Origin of the sequence: Coleofasciculus sp. G2-EDA-02 (assembly GCF_040226375.1) — a bacterium.
Classification (GTDB): domain Bacteria; phylum Cyanobacteriota; class Cyanobacteriia; order Cyanobacteriales; family Coleofasciculaceae; genus Coleofasciculus.
Map to the genome: position 1 here is coordinate 1 of NZ_JAVKEW010000251.1, position 16,954 is coordinate 16,954.

Below are 16,954 nucleotides of genomic sequence, written 5' to 3' on the forward strand. Positions count from 1 at the left end.
ACTGGTACGGTTCGATACTCAGCGACTCAATAACCCGGAAATAGCTGGTATCGAGTATCAGCAGGGAGAGCTGTTTGGTTACGAAGTCCGCGAGTATCTGCTAACTAAGTGGAATCGCCAATGTGCTTACTGTGGAGCTTCTGGCGTTCCTTTGCAGATTGAACATATCCACCCTAAAGCTAAAGGTGGCAGTAATCGGGTTTCTAACCTGTGTTTGGCTTGTCAACCATGCAACGTGAAAAAAGGAACCCGACCGATTGAACAATTTTTGAAGAAAAAACCGGATATTTTACAGCGGATATTAGCTTTCGCCAAACGTCCCCAATTGGACGCGGCTGCCGTCAACTCCACCCGATGGGTACTGTATCATCAGCTAACAGCTACGGGTTTACCAGTTGAAACGGGGACAGGTGGAATGACAAAGTTCAACCGCACCCGCTTAGGTTTACCGAAAACCCATTGGCTTGATGCTGCAAGCGTAGGACAATCAACAAGAGAGAATTTAATAACTCGAAATATTAATCCCTTGGTAATCGAGGCAACGGGACATGGGAGGAGGCAAATGGCACAAATCAATAAATTTGGCTTCCCACGCCGAAAAAAAGATGGCAGTCATAGCGTGAGAACTCGCACCAAAGAGTTTCATGGATTTAAGACAGGCGATATTGTCCGCGCCATTGTCCCCACCGGGAAAAATCAAGGAACGCACATTGGGCGAGTGACAGTGAGAGCTGGTCGAGTCTTTGACTTGACTACAGCAAAAGGGAAACTGCAAAGCATCAACTGGAAGTATTTCGAGCCAATCTGGAAAGCTGACGGTTATACTTATGTCCACAAAGGAAAGAAATGTCCATTGATGCGAGCGATTAGAGGAATAGCGATCGCTTATTTGATAAACCGCGCCCTGATCCCCAAAGCTAACACCATCAAGAAAGCTAACCCCATAAATCCCGCGATCGGGTTACCATCGACTCCGGTTATCCAGGGAGAAACTTGACCCGAATACTGCACCAGTTGTCCCACATTAATGATGTAATAGCCCCAAACCAACCCCCCATGTAAACCAATGGGTAAACCCAAACGCCCTTGTCCTCGCTTTGCCCAAACTAAGGTTAATCCCAACAGCACTAACCCTGGAAATCCCGGTAACGTGCGAATAATTTCTGCGATGGGTTTGAGAAAATGCAGCGTAGCAAAAATTAGCGCATCTGCCCAAAGGGATAGTTTAGGAGAATAGTCTCGCTCCAACTCATCCAGTAACCAACCCCGAAATACTAACTCCTCTGCTAAGCCAATACCCAGAGCGCTAACCAATCCTTCTAAAATAATCCGCCCCAGTTGTTCCGGGGGAGGTTGAAAGTTTAGCCATCCTAATCCCCCCTCTAACGCAAACAAGCCTAGGGTAAAAACTAGACCAATACTTAACCCATTGAGCAAGTCTATCCCATTGCGCCGAGAGGAGTACAACCCATACTGTTTTAACAGTTGAGGTTCTCTATAAACTGAGCGCCCCCAAACTTTTAGTAGCCCGAGAAATTCCCCAAACAATAGCGCCATCGTTAGAATAGTAACTAGGTTTGGATCATCGACTAAAAGGTAGATTGGCGCAGCTAACGGTAACCAAAATAGCCCTAGGATAACAACAAACAAACCCAGCCGCACAGGTGCTGGGTATTGAGCTAATTTCGGGAGGTTCAGTCTCAAAATGTTCAGGGCTTAACTCTCCCTATTCATCCGGTTCAATCGTACTGGTTAAGCCATGATTCTTCAAGGTTTCACAGTAAAACTCGGCATGTTCCATAGCGCAGGTAATGACTAGAGCAATTCCTGAGTTGTGGGCTTCCATCATAATATTGACCGCTTGCGGCTGAGTCAAACTCGGTACCGTCTGTATCAAGGCTTGCACCACATATTCCATCGGGTTGAAATCATCATTGTGGAGCAAAACACGATAGCGAGGTGCGGGTTTCCGAACAGTTGATGTTGAACGCTTCTCAATCGTTTCCACAGACACGGCTAGGCTTCTCCCTCTCGTTCTAGTGTTTACAAAAAAATAGTTGCTGGGGTACAGTCCCCCATTTTAGCTTTTTCTTTATATTACTCAACAATTATCAGACCAATCACCCGATTTGGCGAGTAGAGATAGCCGAATCTTGACTCAATTCCACAATCCTTATAGTGTTGATGTATGACTAAATAACGTAAAATAATGCATAATCTGGCGTTCAACTACAACTCAGAAACCATAGGTAGCTGCTTAATCCTGCATGCAGACTGCTTCGATTGGCTGGCGCAGATGCCGGACAACAGCATTCATGGAGTCGTAATGCTTTTCTGTCTCAATTCGACGAACACCGGATGGTAATCCATTTAATGATGTTATTTTTAGTGAACGAACTCCGCGCCAAGAACGGGAGATTGCGAATCACCCTAGTTTAAAACCCCAGTCGTTTTTACGCCAAGTTGTTCATGCTGTTTTACCCTTAGGTGAAGGTATTCTGATTGACCCCTTTATGGGTTCAGGTTCGACAGTCGCCGCCGCAGAATCTGTAGGCGTTTGCTGTATCGGGATTGAGCGATATACAGACTATTATCAGATGAGTCGCACCGCCATTCCTCAGTTAGCGACGTTGAACGTGTCGCCGCATCTGCAAAAATCGACTGAGAAAGTTGATGTGCAAATATCCGCTGATTCTCAAAAACACCAGCAGTTAACGCTTGGGTAATCCCTGACTTTTCACGAGAAATCACGAAACCTGCCTATCAGGGCGGGTTTAGTCGCATCTGGGTACAACCGAAGAGATAGTAGTGAAACCCGCCCCTACACCTTTACATAGTGATCCTATTTCTTAACGCTTACGCTATATTAGTTAACGTTACTTAACATTATCGAGAACCATGCAGGCGACCCCCGTTGCAGCAACAGCAACCATTCCTGGCATCTACTGGCAATGGCGAGGACAGTCGATTTACTACGTCAAAGCGGGTGAGAGGCGATCGCAACACCCCCCTCTGTTACTTATCCATGGATTTGGTGCATCGACGGATCACTGGCGCAAGAATATTGCTGAACTCCAAAAAGACTTTGAAGTTTGGGCAATTGATTTATTAGGGTTTGGACGATCGGCTAAACCGGACTGGCAATATAGTGGTGATTTGTGGCGAGACCAGTTGCATGATTTTATCACCCAGGTGATTGGTCAGCCTGTGGTGTTGGCAGGAAACTCTTTAGGTGGCTATTGTGCGCTATGTGTCGCGGCGCAACGTCCTGATTCTGCGGCGGGAGTGGTATTGCTTAATAGTGCGGGTCCTTTTACCGATACGAAGGTTCCAGAGTCCGCGAATTCAGGGCGAAAGGGGTTTAAGAGCATGACGCGAAGTCTCCTATTGCAACCCTGGGCGAGTTTCCTATTGTTTCAGTACCTGCGGCGACGGGCAATTATTCGCAGAACCCTCAAGCAAGTCTATTTAGATCACAGCGCTATTACTGACCAACTGGTAGAGGATATCTATCGCCCCTCGTGCGATCGCGGAGCGCATAAAGTCTTTGCTTCAGTCTTCAAATCGCCCCAAGGGGAAAAAATCGATGTGCTGCTTGCCAGTTTACGCTGTCCCCTCTTACTCTTATGGGGAGAAAGTGATCCCTGGATGAATGCCAAAGAACGGGGAGCAAAGTTTCGTCAGTATTATCCTCAACTGACAGAATACTATCTCCAAGCCGGTCATTGTCCCCATGATGAGGTTCCCGACCAAGTGAATGAACGATTAAAGTCTTGGGTGATTAAAAATTGCTAAAGATTTTGTCATTCGTCAGGGAACAGTAAATTCATAATTCCTATTTAATACTGGTTCAGCCATGAAAAATCTCTGACGCCAAAATTAACAATAAACGCAACGTTTAAATTTTCCATCGATTTAACTAAATAGAGAATCTCTTCAATCGGTGTTGATTCGTAATGATTAAATAAAATAGCCAAGCGTCTTTCAAGGTCAGGGCGAATCAACTGGGGAGACAATAGGACAATTTTGAGCAGTAAAACTGTCATTTTTAGAGAACCCAGATTATCGACTAAATCACAAAACCAATAATGTTGGGGTTTTTCCCTACTTTCCACAACGAGCAAATCAAATAACTGGCTGCATGTTTTTCCAATCAAAGAAGTGTCAACTTTATGATTGTTACATTCAGTTAGCGTATTCGTTAGGTGTTTATTCAATAATCGATAAAAGTTGTGTTGCCCATAGCTCGGATCGATCGACGTAACTAGATACTGATATAAATTTTCTTTAAACAGGGAATAAGATGGAGTTCGGCAAGTTTGGTGAAGAAAGTCTTGAGCCAACTCACGGTACGTATATGAATTTTCAGCTTTTCCGCCAAACTGTTGCAGTGCTAGATACAATTCCTCATCATTCAATAGAGTGGGATTGTTCATCAATTGCTCTCTATTTGTAGCTGAGGATGTAGTTCCCTCAACTAGATAAGTAGCGTACTGCAAAAGTTCGTCCTCTAATCGTTGCTGTTTTTCCCCTTGCAGTTTTTTGATGGTTTGCTGGGTTTCCTCGGAACAGCCTTGACTCAATAAACAATAAGAGAATAAGAAGGGATAATGACCAATTAAGTGAGCTAACTTTTTCGGTTTCGGTGTAGAATCCTCCTCTCCCTTTGCTGAATCATCGACTACTTCACCCAGAGATTCTAAGACTCGATACTCTTCCAAGTCGATCAAACTTGGTACTGAATCATCGACTACTTTCACAAGACGTTTTAAAGTGCGATATTCTTCGGAGTCGATAAAGGTTTTCACGAGTTGTCGCAAGCGGCTAGAGGTAGGCTGGTAGGAGCTTTGGAACAGACCCAGTAAATGTGCGATCGCGACATTTTGTTTAGGCGTCATTTGCCAACGGTTCACCAGGATGTGACAGCAGCGATAGAGAATATTTTTAAACTTTTCTTCAGCCTGTTTAGACGCCGTGATTACGTAGAGTGCTGCTAAAATTGTCGGTTCAGGATAGCCATTACCATGGATGAACAATTGACGGAAACGCTCAATCAACTGAGCCGGAGACTCCCGTTGTACACAGTCGATTAAGTGATTGTAGATGAGTTCTACTTCCACACTAGAGAGGATGTCTAAGTCCGGCTTATCCGCCTTGTTATCCGTTTTCAGAACGTAAACAGGTTGAGGTAGATTAGGAAAGTTCTGCTGAACCCACTGTTGATTAAAGACAGACTGGTAAATCTGGTTATAGACTCGTAATTTGCCATTTTGCTTGACCACTACTCCGGTCAACCGCAATTCCATTTTTGAGCGACTTTCATCAGCCGCGATTTGTCCACGTTGTAAAATTTGCTGATAGAGATCAATAATTTCCGGATTACTCTGTCCACCTTTGCTCAAGCGATTGTGGATAGTTCTTAAATGTTCAGGTTCATCAAAAGCCTCCCAATTTTTAATCACTTGATTTTGAATCAGTTGTTCTACCCAATCTGAGATTTTAGCTTGAACATTTCTGGCGGGATAAAGTCTCTGTAGCAGGCTAGGTTGTCGCGTCTCCCAGGTTTTATTTAAACCTTGCTTCTCGACATATTGATGGACTAATTTACATAGCTTTTGAGTGAGAAAAGGTTGACCTCCTGTCCAAGTTAAAATTTCTTGGATAATCACATCAGGATGACTGACTTTTCCCACTAATCCCTGCACCAAGGGGTGAACGTCTTCTAGCTGAAAACCCGAAAGTTCAATGGCTTGACCGATATTGAATGGAGTGCTGCGGTATTTATCTTGAATTAGATCTGAAGGTGTGGCGACACCGAGGAGAGCAAAGGCGAGGCGTTTATAGTTGGGATTGTTGCTGCGCTGATTATAGCAGGATTTGATCGAGGCAAAAAAATCATCAACGGGGAAGTGTAAGCGGAGAACGCTATCGATTTCATCAAAAAAAATCACCAAATTATGAGGAATTGCTCGGAGTAAAACCTCATCGATAAACGTTCTAAAACGTTGCACAATAGAAAGAGTCTGGCGAGTAGACCACCAGGTTTCCAATTCACCAGCATCCATGAGATCGAAGCTGCTGGCTAAGGTGTAAACAATCCCGGCATACCACTGTTCTAGAGTAATATTTTGGCATCCGATCGCACTCAAGTCAACCGCCGTGCAAGCAAACCCCACCTGGTTCAGGCGCTGCATTGTGCGAACCCGTAAGCTCGATTTTCCCATCTGGCGAGCGTTAAGGACATAACAAAACTCGCCGGCTTTGAGCGCTTCGTAGAGTTGATTGTCAGCTTGTCGAACGACGTAAGTGGGAGCATCAATGGGTAGACAACCCCCAACTTGATACTCATAGACTGAGTTTTGGACGGCAATCATGGGACGCACCTGGGGTGTCGGTGAAAATACGGAATTTACCTCTGACAGGATTGTATCCTAAATTGTTCTATTTCCCAGAACTGATAACTTATACACCACACTCAATGAATTAACTTTATGAAATCTTCATAATAACCAGATAATTTGGGGATTAGTGTGAAGACTTTATAAACTAGTCCCTTATGTATCAACTAACACCTAATTGCATGATACAAGTCTATAAGAATACAAATCTATAATACTTCTAGCTCAAAACCGAGTGTACCAAACCTATAAAACCTGGGCAACTGCATCTCAAAAGACACCAACCCTCCTGGTTACAGGGGGAGCCGGATATATCGGCTCTCATACCGTGCAAGCCTTAAAGGAGGCGGGTTATCAGGTTGTTATTTTGGATAATCTAACCTGCGGACATCGAGATTTCGTGACCAATGTTTTGCAGGTTCCCTTAATTGAGGGGAGTATCAGCGATCGCGCCTTACTTGATCGGGTATTTGCCACTCACTCTATCACAGGGGTTATCCACTTTGCCGCCTGTGCCTATGTGGGGGAATCCTTCACCAACCCAGCCAAGTATTACCGTAACAATGTGGCGGGAACCCTGACGCTCTTGGAGGCGATGGTGGCGGCTTCGGTGAAAAAGTTAGTCTTTTCATCCACTTGTGCCACTTATGGCATCCCGCAGTCATTACCCATTACGGAAGAACAACCACAAAATCCCATCAATCCCTACGGTAGTAGTAAATTGATGGTCGAGAAAATGCTGGCTGATTTTGAGGCGGCTTATGGGTTAAAGTATATCTGTTTCCGCTTCTTCAATGCCGCTGGGGCAGATCCGGCGGGACGCTTGGGAGAAGATCATACTCCAGAACCCCACCTGATTCCCTCCGTGTTGTTTAGCGCCCTCGGTTGGCGAGAATCCATTTCCGTGTTTGGCACCGATTATCCCACCCCAGATGGTACTTGTATTCGAGACTATGTTCATGTTAGCGATATCGCCCAGGCGCACTTGCTAGGATTAGCTCGACTATTGCAAACTGATGAAAGTGAAATTTTTAACCTGGGTAGTGGCAAAGGTTTCTCCGTCAAACAAGTGATTGAAACCGCCCAGACAGTAACTCAACAACCAATCCCCGTGATCGAATGCCCTCGCCGCCCTGGAGATCCCCCTGTGCTAGTCAGCACTGGAGAAAAAGCCAAGCAGGTTTTAGGTTGGCAGCCCCTATACCCAGAGCTTAAGGATATGATCACCCATGCTTGGCATTGGCATCAACAACGCCACGGTTGGCGAGCGAAACAAATGGTTCAGCCTTGCCTTAGCGCATCTGGGGCATATTTATAGTTTCAGCAGCAACCCAAAAATTTATGATCACCCCGAACCGCGATCGCGTAGCTTCTACCTTACCCCTGGTTTCGGTTATTATTCCAGCTTATAACGCCGAAGCCTTTATTGAGAAGACACTAAAATCCGTTCTATCTCAGACGTATCAGAACCTGGAGGTTTTAGTCGTCGATGATGGTTCCCAAGACAGAACCCCTGAGATTATTAAATCCATTGCACAACAAGATAAACGGGTAGTCTTGTTGCAACAGAAAAATGCCGGAGTCGCCGCCGCCCGGAATTTAGGCATTGAAAAGTCTCAAGGAGAATTCATTGCTCCCATTGATGCGGATGATATTTGGTATCCCGAAAATATTGAAAAGCAAGTCCAATGTTTTCTTGAATCCGATCCCTCGGTAGGATTAGTCTATTCTTGGTCTGTGGATATTGATCAAGATGATGTCCCCACGGGTATATTTCGTGCCGCCAAAATTGAGGGAGAGGTTTACGTCACCCTAGTCGGTCACAATTTTATCGGCAATGCGAGCGCCTCCATGATTCGTCGAGATTGTTTACAGCAAGTTGGAGGATATAACTGCCAATTGAAAGAACAGGCGGCTCAAGGATGTGAAGATTGGGATATTTATCTGAGAATCGCTGAAGTTTGTCAATTTCGCGTTGTCCCAGACTTTCTGATTGGTTATCGCAAAATTACCAACAGTATGTCCCGTGATTCTACTCAAATGGCAAAGTCACACCATTTAGTAATGCAAGCTGTACGACAAAGACATCCCGAAATACCCACAGCTCTCTATGGATTTTCGAGTAGCAGTTTATATATTTACTTTGCCCATCAAAGTCATTATTTTAAAGACCATCAAACAACTCTATTTTGGCTAGGGCAAGCAATAAAATCAGATTTCGTCACACCCTACTTACGGCTGGGGTTTTATTTATTGGCTCTCCAAAGCATTTTAGGGTTAGTCCTTCAGCTTGTGAGAGCGAAAGTGGGGGTTGCGGAAAACCAGTCGTTCAAGTCAAAAGAGATAAAAAATAGAATGACTCTTGATGACATAAAACGCAAAGAAAGGGCGATCAAGCTCAAGGTCTTAGTTGGCGATGCCTTTCACTATTTCATTCCTAAGCTTACCCAAGCTCCGAAACTTAAGCTGAAGTATGAAACAATTAAAAAGTCAGTATTGAATTAAAAAGGTATTTTTTGGGATCAAGTGACTACTGAAGAACATCGATTGAAGAGGAAAAAATTATTAAAAGGCTGCTCCTACTGCTAAAAATTTACCCTTGGGCAATTCCGGCAATTGTTACCCTGGGAATTTTATCTTCAGTTTCGGAAGGATTGGGGGTTAGCTTGTTCATTCCTTTTCTACAGAACTTGTCTCAAACCTCCAACCCAACAGTCAGTGACAATGCTTTAATCGGCTTTCTAAACCAAGTCCTCAGTACCGTTCCTACCAGTCAGCGCCTAGTCGTTATTCCCCTATTTATCTTTGGCGCTATTGTAATGAAAAATGGCTTAACCTACGGTAACTCGGTTCTCTTGGCATGGTTAAATTCGCGCATCAGTCATCGGTTGCGCTCTCGTATTTTCGATCAGTTATTAAGCGTCAGCTACAGCTTCTTAGAAACCAAAGATTCTGGCAAATTACTCAATACATTGGCAACTGAGACATGGCGCACCAGTGAAGCACTAGGGGTATTGGTCAACCTGATCGTAAGTTCCTGTACTACCTTTGTCTATGTCACCTTACTCCTGCTAATTTCCTGGCAGTTGACGCTATTAGTGGGCGGGATCATGCTTTTGATTTCCCTAATTATCCAGTTTGTGACGCGCCAGTCCAAAGTTTTGGGACAAAAGGCAGTACAAGTGAATGCCGCCCTGGGAAGACGAATGTATGAAGGGTTGGCAGGGATGAGAACCATTAGAGCATTTGGACAAGAACCTTACGAGCAAAAGCAGTTTGATCAGGCGTCTGAGCAAGTCCGTAATATCTTTATGAAGCTCGATACTCTATCGGCGTCAGTGAATCCCCTCTATGAGGTGCTTTCGGCATTGCTCGTGTTGAGCATTATGGTGATTGCGTTGCTGCAAGATAGAACTGCATTACCTACCCTGCTGACCTTTCTGTTCATTCTTTACCGACTCCAGCCGCAGATGCAACTGCTCGGTGGCAATCGCGTTAAGTTGCTGATGTTAGCGAGTTCAGTGGATGATGTAATGTACTTTCTGGAACCCTCGGACAAGCCCTACATCCGCTCTGGCAATCTGACGTTTTCCGGGTTGCAGCAGGCTATTTCCTTAGACTCCGTTAGCTTCCGCTACAATCCCCACGATAAACCAGCATTACATAATATCTCCATCTCAATTCCCCGTGGAAAAACCACCGCTTTTGTGGGTCCTTCCGGTGCGGGGAAGTCTACCCTAGTTAACCTAATTTGCCGTTTTTATGAGGTTACTGAAGGCGAAATTTATGTAGACAATCACCCCTTAAAAGAATTAGATTTACCATCTTGGCGTCGTCATCTGGCAATCGTCAGTCAGGACATTTATATTTTCAGTAATACCATCAGGGAGAACATTGCCTATGGTCGCTTAGACGCAACAGAAGCAGAGGTAATTGCCGCCGCCAAACAAGCCAATGCCCATGAGTTTATCATGCAACTCCCTCAGGGCTACGAGACCAAAGTTGGCGATCGAGGAATTCGGCTCTCCGGGGGTCAGCGACAGCGCATCGCCCTTGCCCGTGCGATTATCCGGAATCCAGAAATTCTGATTCTAGATGAAGCAACCAACGCCCTAGACACGATTTCAGAACACTTAATTCAAGAAGCGCTGAATACCTTTAGCCATAACCGTACCGTCATTGTCATCGCCCATCGCCTGTCCACTATCGAAAAAGCTGACCAGATTATTGTGATGGAGAATGGACAGGTGGTTGAGTTGGGGAATCTCCAGCAGCTTCTCCAACTCAACGGACTCTTTGCCAAACTCCACCGACTGCAATATCACCATTCTCCAGCTTGACCCTCAAACCAGACTCATGTCCTACTCCATCATTGATTTGGAAGTCACTCAACCCCTACCCACCCTCCACACAAAGGAGGACGAAACGGGTATCGCTTTGGTACTGCGCCGTAAAGACAGACCCATCGGTTTGGTGATGCAAGAACTCCCGCCAAACAGCGTAATGACTCCCGAAGATTTAGCGCCACTCCTGAGTCGGGAAATTGGCACAAAGCTGCTTCAGGAAAGTATCCGAGAGGAGTTGGTTTCTCCTGGGAATTCAGAGCAGTTTCCCTCCCTAACAGTGGCGATTTGTACGAAAGACCGTCCCGATAATGTGGCAAGATGTCTGGAGTCTTTACTTAAGCTACAACTATCAGACGGTTCTCCTCGTTTTGAAATTTTAGTGGTGGATAATGCACCGTCTGATGAGCGCACCAAAGATTTAATTGACACATTACCGACCGTGTGCTATACCAGGGAACCGAAAGCCGGTCTAGATTTTGCTCGCAATCGTGCTTTGCAAGAGGCGACGGGCGAACTTCTGGCATACCTTGATGATGATGTAATTGTAGACCGTCAATGGTTCAATGGACTGGTAGAAGCTTGGGCAGAAAATCCCGATGCGGGTGGGTTTACTGGGTTGGTTCTGCCTTATGAGTTGGTCACAGAGGCACAAATTCTGTTTGAAAAAAGGGGCGGATTTCGGCGCGGTTTTGAGAAAATCCGCCATGGACAAATTTTACCCGGCAATCCCCTCTATCCCTGTGGAGCCGGAATTTTTGGTGCGGGATGCAACATGGCGTTTCGCCGGGAGGTTTTACTCAAACTGGGTGGCTTTGATGAGGCGTTAGATACAGGCGCACCGCTTCCAGGTGGCGGGGATTTGGATATCTTTTACCGCGTAGTTCGGGCAGGATATCCTTTAGTGTACGAACCTCAATACCTGGTGTTTCACCAACACCGTCGGGAACTGGCAAAACTCCGCCATCAGTATTGGACGTGGGGGTTAGGTTTTATGGCATTTGTGGTTAAGTCTTACCAGCAAGACATCTCCATGGGTTTAAGATTTCGCTTATTGGTCGGATGGTGGTTTCAAGACCAATTGCGCCAGTTTGCAGAGAGTTTGATAGGGCTTCATCCTTTACCGCCGGGAATGATTCTCGCCGAACTCTGGGGTGGTGTTGTGGGACTGTTGGGAGAATATCCTCGTTCACAGAGGCGTATTGAGCAGATTAAGCAGCAATTTATCAAATTATCCGGTAATGATCCCAATGAGCTATGAGTGAGCAACATCCTTATCGAGCAACAATTTTACCGATACCAGAGGGAGAACAGCGCCCTTTGTGGTCGGTGATGATTCCTAGTTATAATTGTGCTGAATATCTGCGGGAAACCTTGGCAAGTGTGTTGGCTCAAGACCCAGGATCAGAGGTGATGGAGATTGAGGTGATTGATGACCATTCTACCCAGGATGATCCAGAAGCGGTAGTAAAGGAACTGGGTCAAGGTCGAGTGCATTTTTACAGACAACCAGAAAATGTTGGCTATATCCGCAATTTTGAAACCTGCTTAGAGCGATCGCGTGGTAAGTTAATCCACATCCTCCATGGTGACGATTATGTGCGGCATGGCTTCTATTGTAAACTTCAAAGGGCTTTTGAGGAAAATTCAGACATTGGTGCGGCGTTCTGTCGCCATATTTATATGGACGAATACGGACACTGGCAAAGCATTTCCCACCTCGAAAAACCGGAAAGTGGCATTGTACCGAATTGGTTAGAACAGATTGCTGCCGGACAACGGATAACCACACCCTCAATCGTGGTTAAGCGGGATGTTTACGAAAAACTGGGTGGGTTTGACCGCCGTTTTTCATGCTGCGGGGAGGACTGGGAAATGTGGGTGAGAATAGCGACGGAGTACCCTATTTGGTTTGAAGTTGAGCCTCTGGCTGTCTATCGAGTCAAGCGACTGGGTTCGCTAACGGAACGTTCTGTCAAAACCAACAAGCTGGTTCAAGATATGCGTAAAGCGGTAGAAATTATAGAATCCTATCTACCTGACTATCTGCCGCCTACCGTCGCTTACAAATTGACCAGTCAGGCGAGAGAAACTTATGCGGGTTGGGCAGTAGAAACGGCAGGAAATCTCCTCGCTACTGGCAATCTAGACGCCACTGTATCCCAACTTCAAGAAGCACTCAAGTGCAGTCGTTCTGCCAGAATTTGGCGCTGGATGATTCGTGTGCTTTGCTTTGAAGGAATCAGCTTGCTGGGGCGCAAATGCCGTTCAATGTTGACATTGAATCGTGAAAACGTCGTCAGTTGCCAGGATGTTACCGGAAATTAATCACAAGTGAATTAAGCAGTAGATTGTATGAGTACGTTTATTCCTTGGAAAATTTTCCACCTTGAGTTAAGTGAAGTCATCCCAGCATTATCGGCTGAACCGGACTATCAGGGACTGTATCTAGTGTTTTGGTGGCATGGCATTCCCCTGGGCGATCGCGCGATTTCAGTTGACCAGTTACCGATGAGTGCTACGGAACTGACCAATCTAATTGTACAAACGATTACACCTGCCGTTGGCGATCGGCTTTTGCCTCAAGGGTTTAAAGCGGCGCTATCGGAGCATCCCGTACACCAGCCGCCAGCTATACCCCCAGATTTTTATACTTTATTAGCATTAGACTGCCCTCTAGAGAGACTTGATGAATGTTTATCAAAAGAATCTGACGGTGAAACGGTTTCCGTTGTAATTTGTACCCGAGACCGTCCAGAGCAATTAGAAAAATGTTTGCGATCGCTCCAAAGTTTATCACAGCCTCCCCAGGAAATTATTGTCGTAGACAACGCACCCGCTACAGAGGCAACAAGGGAAGTGGTTTCCCAAATACCTGGTGTTCGCTACATACTAGAACCGCGTCCGGGTCTGAGTGTAGCGCGTAATACAGGCATTCGCCACAGTACAGGAACGATTATTGCGTTCACTGATGATGATGTCGCCGTTCATCCGAACTGGATTCGTCGAATTCAGCAAGGCTTTGAGAATCCTCAAGTAATGGCGGTGACGGGATTAGTCTTACCCGGAGAACTTGAAACCGAATCTCAATTAACCTTTGAAACGGGTCACGGAAACTTTAGTTGGGGATACCGAAAGCGCATCTTTGATCAACATTTTTTTGAGTCAATTCAACCTCTGGGTGTTCCCGTATGGCGCATCGGTGCAGGTGCTAATATGGCGTTTCGTCGCCATATTTTTGATCAAGTTGGCAACTTTGATGAACGCTTAGGGGCGGGAGCATCTGGCTGTAGTGAGGATTCGGAATTTTGGTATCGAGTCTTAGCTGAAGGTTGGCTTTGTCGTTACGAACCAACAGCAGTGGTTTTCCACTACCACCGCAAAGAACTTGAGCGTTATAAACAGCAGATGTATCAATACATGCGGGGACATGTTGTTGCTCTGTTAGTTCAATTCGCCCGATATGGACATTGGGGGAACTTGATTCGCTTATTTGTCATTTTACCGGGATATTACGCCAAGGTATTATTAGGCGGTATCCTCAGAGGCTTTAGTTCCAGGCACAAAACCTTAGTCACAGAAATTTTAGGGTGCTTAGCCGGAATCAAGTTTTATTTACAAAATCGAGTCCAAGTGTGAAAGGGGCAAAGCTTTTTTTAGTTTCATTGAGGCTTACTCTAGATTAGGCTCTTTACAGAAAATCATAAGTATCAACCCCTCACCCATGACAAATAAAGCACCACTCAATCATTTTTTATCGAAAAATCCTTTTTCCCGTCCCCTAACTCAGGGCTTTTTTTACAGAGAAAAAATGCGTGCTATTCATCGCATTGCTCCAGAGCAAAATTTTAGAGAAATTCTCGAAGTCGGTGGGGGTCAGAGTGGTCTCACGGCTCTGTTATACCCCCAAGCAAAAGTCACCAACCTGGATCTTAATACTGAATATTCCCAAGCGCCCTGCAATCAACAAGAACGAGTCCGCTTTGTTTGTGGAGACGCAACGGGGCTACCTTTCAACGATGATTCATTTGATGCTGTCACTATGTTTGATGTTTTAGAACATATTCCGCAGCACGAAAAAGCTGTATCAGAGGCACGGCGAGTGCTGCGAACAGGTGGTTTTCTCTTAGTCAGCACTCCCAACGAAAATTGGCGGTTTCCTTACTATGGATTTATGAAACCTATCTGCCCTAGTGATACTGATGTCATGGCTGAATGGGGACATGTACGCCGTGGCTACACGTTAGATGAACTGAAGAATCTGATTGGTTTACCCTGTCAAAGCTATGCTACTTTTATTAATCCAGTCACTGTGATTTGCCATGATATCGCCTTCTCTCATTTATCACCTCTTAATCGTGAGTTCCTTTGCGCCTTACTCAGTCCCATTACTTGGTTAAGTTACGTCCAACACAAGCCTGAAGCTAAAGGTACAGAAACTGCATCTGCTTGGCAGAACGGGGCAGAGTTGATTTAAAAAATTATAACCTTTAATTAAGTATTATTGCCATCAATGGTGTCTATCTATTTGTATGAAATTTACGCCCAACATACTCCGCTTTTTAATCATTGCCTTATTAGTTCTGGGTATATTCTTTCGCTTCGCCAATCTCGATCAAAAAATTTACTGGCATGATGAAACTTACACATCTTTACGGCTTTCTGGTTACTCCCTTAAGGAATTAACTCAGGGTGTCTTTACAGGTGAGGTAATTAGCATCGAAGAGTTGCATAAGTACCAACGGATTAATTCTGAACGGGGTGTCGTTGATACAGTCAAACGCCTTGCCGAAGAAGATCCCCAACACCCCCCTCTTTATTACGCCATGGCACGATTATGGGTGCAGGGATTCGGTGACTCAATAACCGGGATAAGAAGTTTATCTGCTGTCATTAGTTTGCTCATTTTTCCCAGTGCCTACTGGTTGTGCCGAGAGTTATTCAAGTCATCGTTAACAGCCTGGATAGCCGTTGCTCTAATCGCCCTATCACCTTTTCATGTATTATATGCTCAAGAAGCACGGCAGTATAGTTTATGGACAGTTACCATTTTGTTATCCAGTGCAGCGCTACTTAGAGCCATAAAATGTCAGACTAAGCAAAGTTGGATAATTTATGGAGTCACCCTATCTCTGGCACTCTACTCTCATTCAATTTCCTTATTGGTTGTGCTAGCATACGGTGTCTATGTCTTTCTCATTGAAGGATTTCGCCTCAGTCGAAATCTGATGGCTTATTGGGTAAGTACCCTATTAGCAGTTCTTTCTTTTGTGCCGTGGTTGATTAATTTACGTAATACCAATGGGGTAAGCTGGACAGCAAAAGAAGTATCTGGGTCATTTTTAGTCAAAAATTGGCTGGGGGATTTGACGCGAATTTTCTTTGATTTCCAAAAAGTCGATAATCCTTTAATTATTGTCGCTCCGCCTGTTTTAATCTTAATTGGATATTCAGTTTACTTTTTAGTGAAAAAATTAGATCGGAAAATCTGGTTATTTTTATTGGCATTAGGTGGAATTCCATTACTGCTGCTATTACTACCCGACTTAATCTTTGGCGGACGCAGAACTACAGTCAATCGTTATTTAATTCCGACTTATTTATCGGTGCAATTGGCTGTAGGTTATCTTCTTAGTACGAAGATTACCTCGATTCATCTTTTTCAACAGAAATTTTGGAAAGTAATAACAGCAATGCTGATTTCAATAGAAATTATTTCTTGTGCCATAAATTTGCCGCAAAAAACAGCATGGAACAAGGAATTCAGTAACGATAATCTCCCAATAGCTTTCATTATTAACAAAAAAAATCATCCTCTTTTAATTAGTAGTACAGACTACTACCTAAATCCTGGTGAATTATTTTCTATCAGCTATTTGCTTGATGCTAAAGTTAAATTGCTATTACTGGTTGAGCCAAACACACCCAATATTCCTAATGATTACACAGATATTTTTTTATTTAACACGTCTCAAGTATTAGCCAAGGAGATTGAACAAAAATACGATTATAATGTAAAGCGTTTTAATCAGTATAGGGGGTTATGGCATTTGAAAAAGTAGTTTTATGTTTGTTATATTTTTTTGATAGTTAATGAAAGAGGATCAGAAATGAACAATACCCATGAAAAAAGCTATTGAAAGAAATATTTACCCAAAATGTACAGCGCTGGACATAGAATTAAATTAATCTTGCCGACGAATTAAGCTAATT

At 44.5% G+C, this 16,954-nt stretch carries 13 protein-coding genes and 1 pseudogene; 11 read left to right on the forward strand and 3 right to left on the reverse strand.

From position 1 onward, the window contains the following. Positions 1–997: RNA-guided endonuclease IscB (iscB, locus tag RLO19_RS29120; protein ID WP_446361004.1), on the forward strand; the 997-nt coding region annotated here is incomplete at its 5' end. Here iscB and RLO19_RS29125 read toward each other — a convergent pair. Together RLO19_RS29125 and clpS are read right to left on the reverse strand one after the other, a co-directional pair. Further along, positions 886–1,704: a CPBP family intramembrane glutamic endopeptidase gene (locus RLO19_RS29125; protein ID WP_446361006.1), complete on the reverse strand. Its 819-nt coding sequence runs from the start codon at positions 1,702–1,704 to the stop codon at positions 886–888. The genes iscB and RLO19_RS29125 overlap by 112 nt on opposite strands. 22 nt (positions 1,705–1,726) lie before the next feature. Beyond that, positions 1,727–2,014 (reverse strand): ATP-dependent Clp protease adapter ClpS, encoded by a 288-nt coding sequence (gene clpS, locus RLO19_RS29130; RefSeq protein WP_446361008.1) that lies wholly within the window; start codon positions 2,012–2,014, stop codon positions 1,727–1,729. A gap of 328 nt (positions 2,015–2,342) precedes the next feature. Here clpS and RLO19_RS29135 point away from each other — a divergent pair. Continuing rightward, positions 2,343–2,726, forward strand: a pseudogene (locus RLO19_RS29135) (DNA methyltransferase); the annotation flags it as partial. 172 nt (positions 2,727–2,898) lie between these two features. Further along, the gene (locus tag RLO19_RS29140; RefSeq protein WP_446361010.1) at positions 2,899–3,795 is read left to right on the forward strand and encodes an alpha/beta fold hydrolase; all 897 of its coding nucleotides are present in this window, start codon (positions 2,899–2,901) and stop codon (positions 3,793–3,795) included. A gap of 44 nt (positions 3,796–3,839) precedes the next feature. Here RLO19_RS29140 and RLO19_RS29145 read toward each other — a convergent pair whose 3' ends face one another. After that, a complete protein-coding gene (locus tag RLO19_RS29145; protein WP_446361012.1) occupies positions 3,840–6,374 on the reverse strand; it encodes an AAA-like domain-containing protein in 2,535 nt (844 codons plus the stop codon). A 259-nt stretch (positions 6,375–6,633) separates the two neighbouring features. Between RLO19_RS29145 and galE the strand changes: the two genes are divergently transcribed. From galE to RLO19_RS29185, 8 genes are all read left to right on the forward strand, one after another. Continuing rightward, positions 6,634–7,716, forward strand: coding sequence for a UDP-glucose 4-epimerase GalE (gene galE / locus RLO19_RS29150; RefSeq protein WP_446361014.1), 1,083 nt, complete (start codon positions 6,634–6,636; stop codon positions 7,714–7,716). Between the two features lie 23 nt (positions 7,717–7,739). Continuing rightward, positions 7,740–8,903 carry a glycosyltransferase family 2 protein gene (locus RLO19_RS29155; protein WP_446361016.1) on the forward strand — a complete coding sequence of 388 codons (1,164 nt, stop codon included), beginning with the start codon at positions 7,740–7,742 and terminating at the stop codon, positions 8,901–8,903. Positions 8,904–9,004: 101 nt separating this feature from the next. Next, entirely contained in the window at positions 9,005–10,738 is a 1,734-nt protein-coding gene (locus RLO19_RS29160; protein ID WP_446361096.1) for an ABC transporter ATP-binding protein, read from the forward strand. Positions 10,739–10,754: 16 nt separating this feature from the next. After that, entirely contained in the window at positions 10,755–12,002 is a 1,248-nt protein-coding gene (locus RLO19_RS29165; protein WP_446361018.1) for a glycosyltransferase family 2 protein, read from the forward strand. Then, a complete protein-coding gene (locus RLO19_RS29170) occupies positions 11,999–13,069 on the forward strand; it encodes a glycosyltransferase family 2 protein (protein WP_446361020.1) in 1,071 nt (356 codons plus the stop codon). Before RLO19_RS29165 ends, RLO19_RS29170 begins: the two co-directional genes overlap by 4 nt. 27 nt (positions 13,070–13,096) lie before the next feature. Then, a complete protein-coding gene (locus RLO19_RS29175) occupies positions 13,097–14,380 on the forward strand; it encodes a glycosyltransferase family 2 protein (protein WP_446361022.1) in 1,284 nt (427 codons plus the stop codon). Between the two features lie 85 nt (positions 14,381–14,465). After that, positions 14,466–15,218, forward strand: a complete 753-nt coding sequence (locus RLO19_RS29180; RefSeq protein WP_446361024.1) for a class I SAM-dependent methyltransferase — start codon at positions 14,466–14,468, stop codon at positions 15,216–15,218. Between the two features lie 55 nt (positions 15,219–15,273). Further along, the gene (locus tag RLO19_RS29185; protein ID WP_446361026.1) at positions 15,274–16,803 is read left to right on the forward strand and encodes a glycosyltransferase family 39 protein; all 1,530 of its coding nucleotides are present in this window, start codon (positions 15,274–15,276) and stop codon (positions 16,801–16,803) included. Positions 16,804–16,954: the final 151 nt, after the last annotated feature.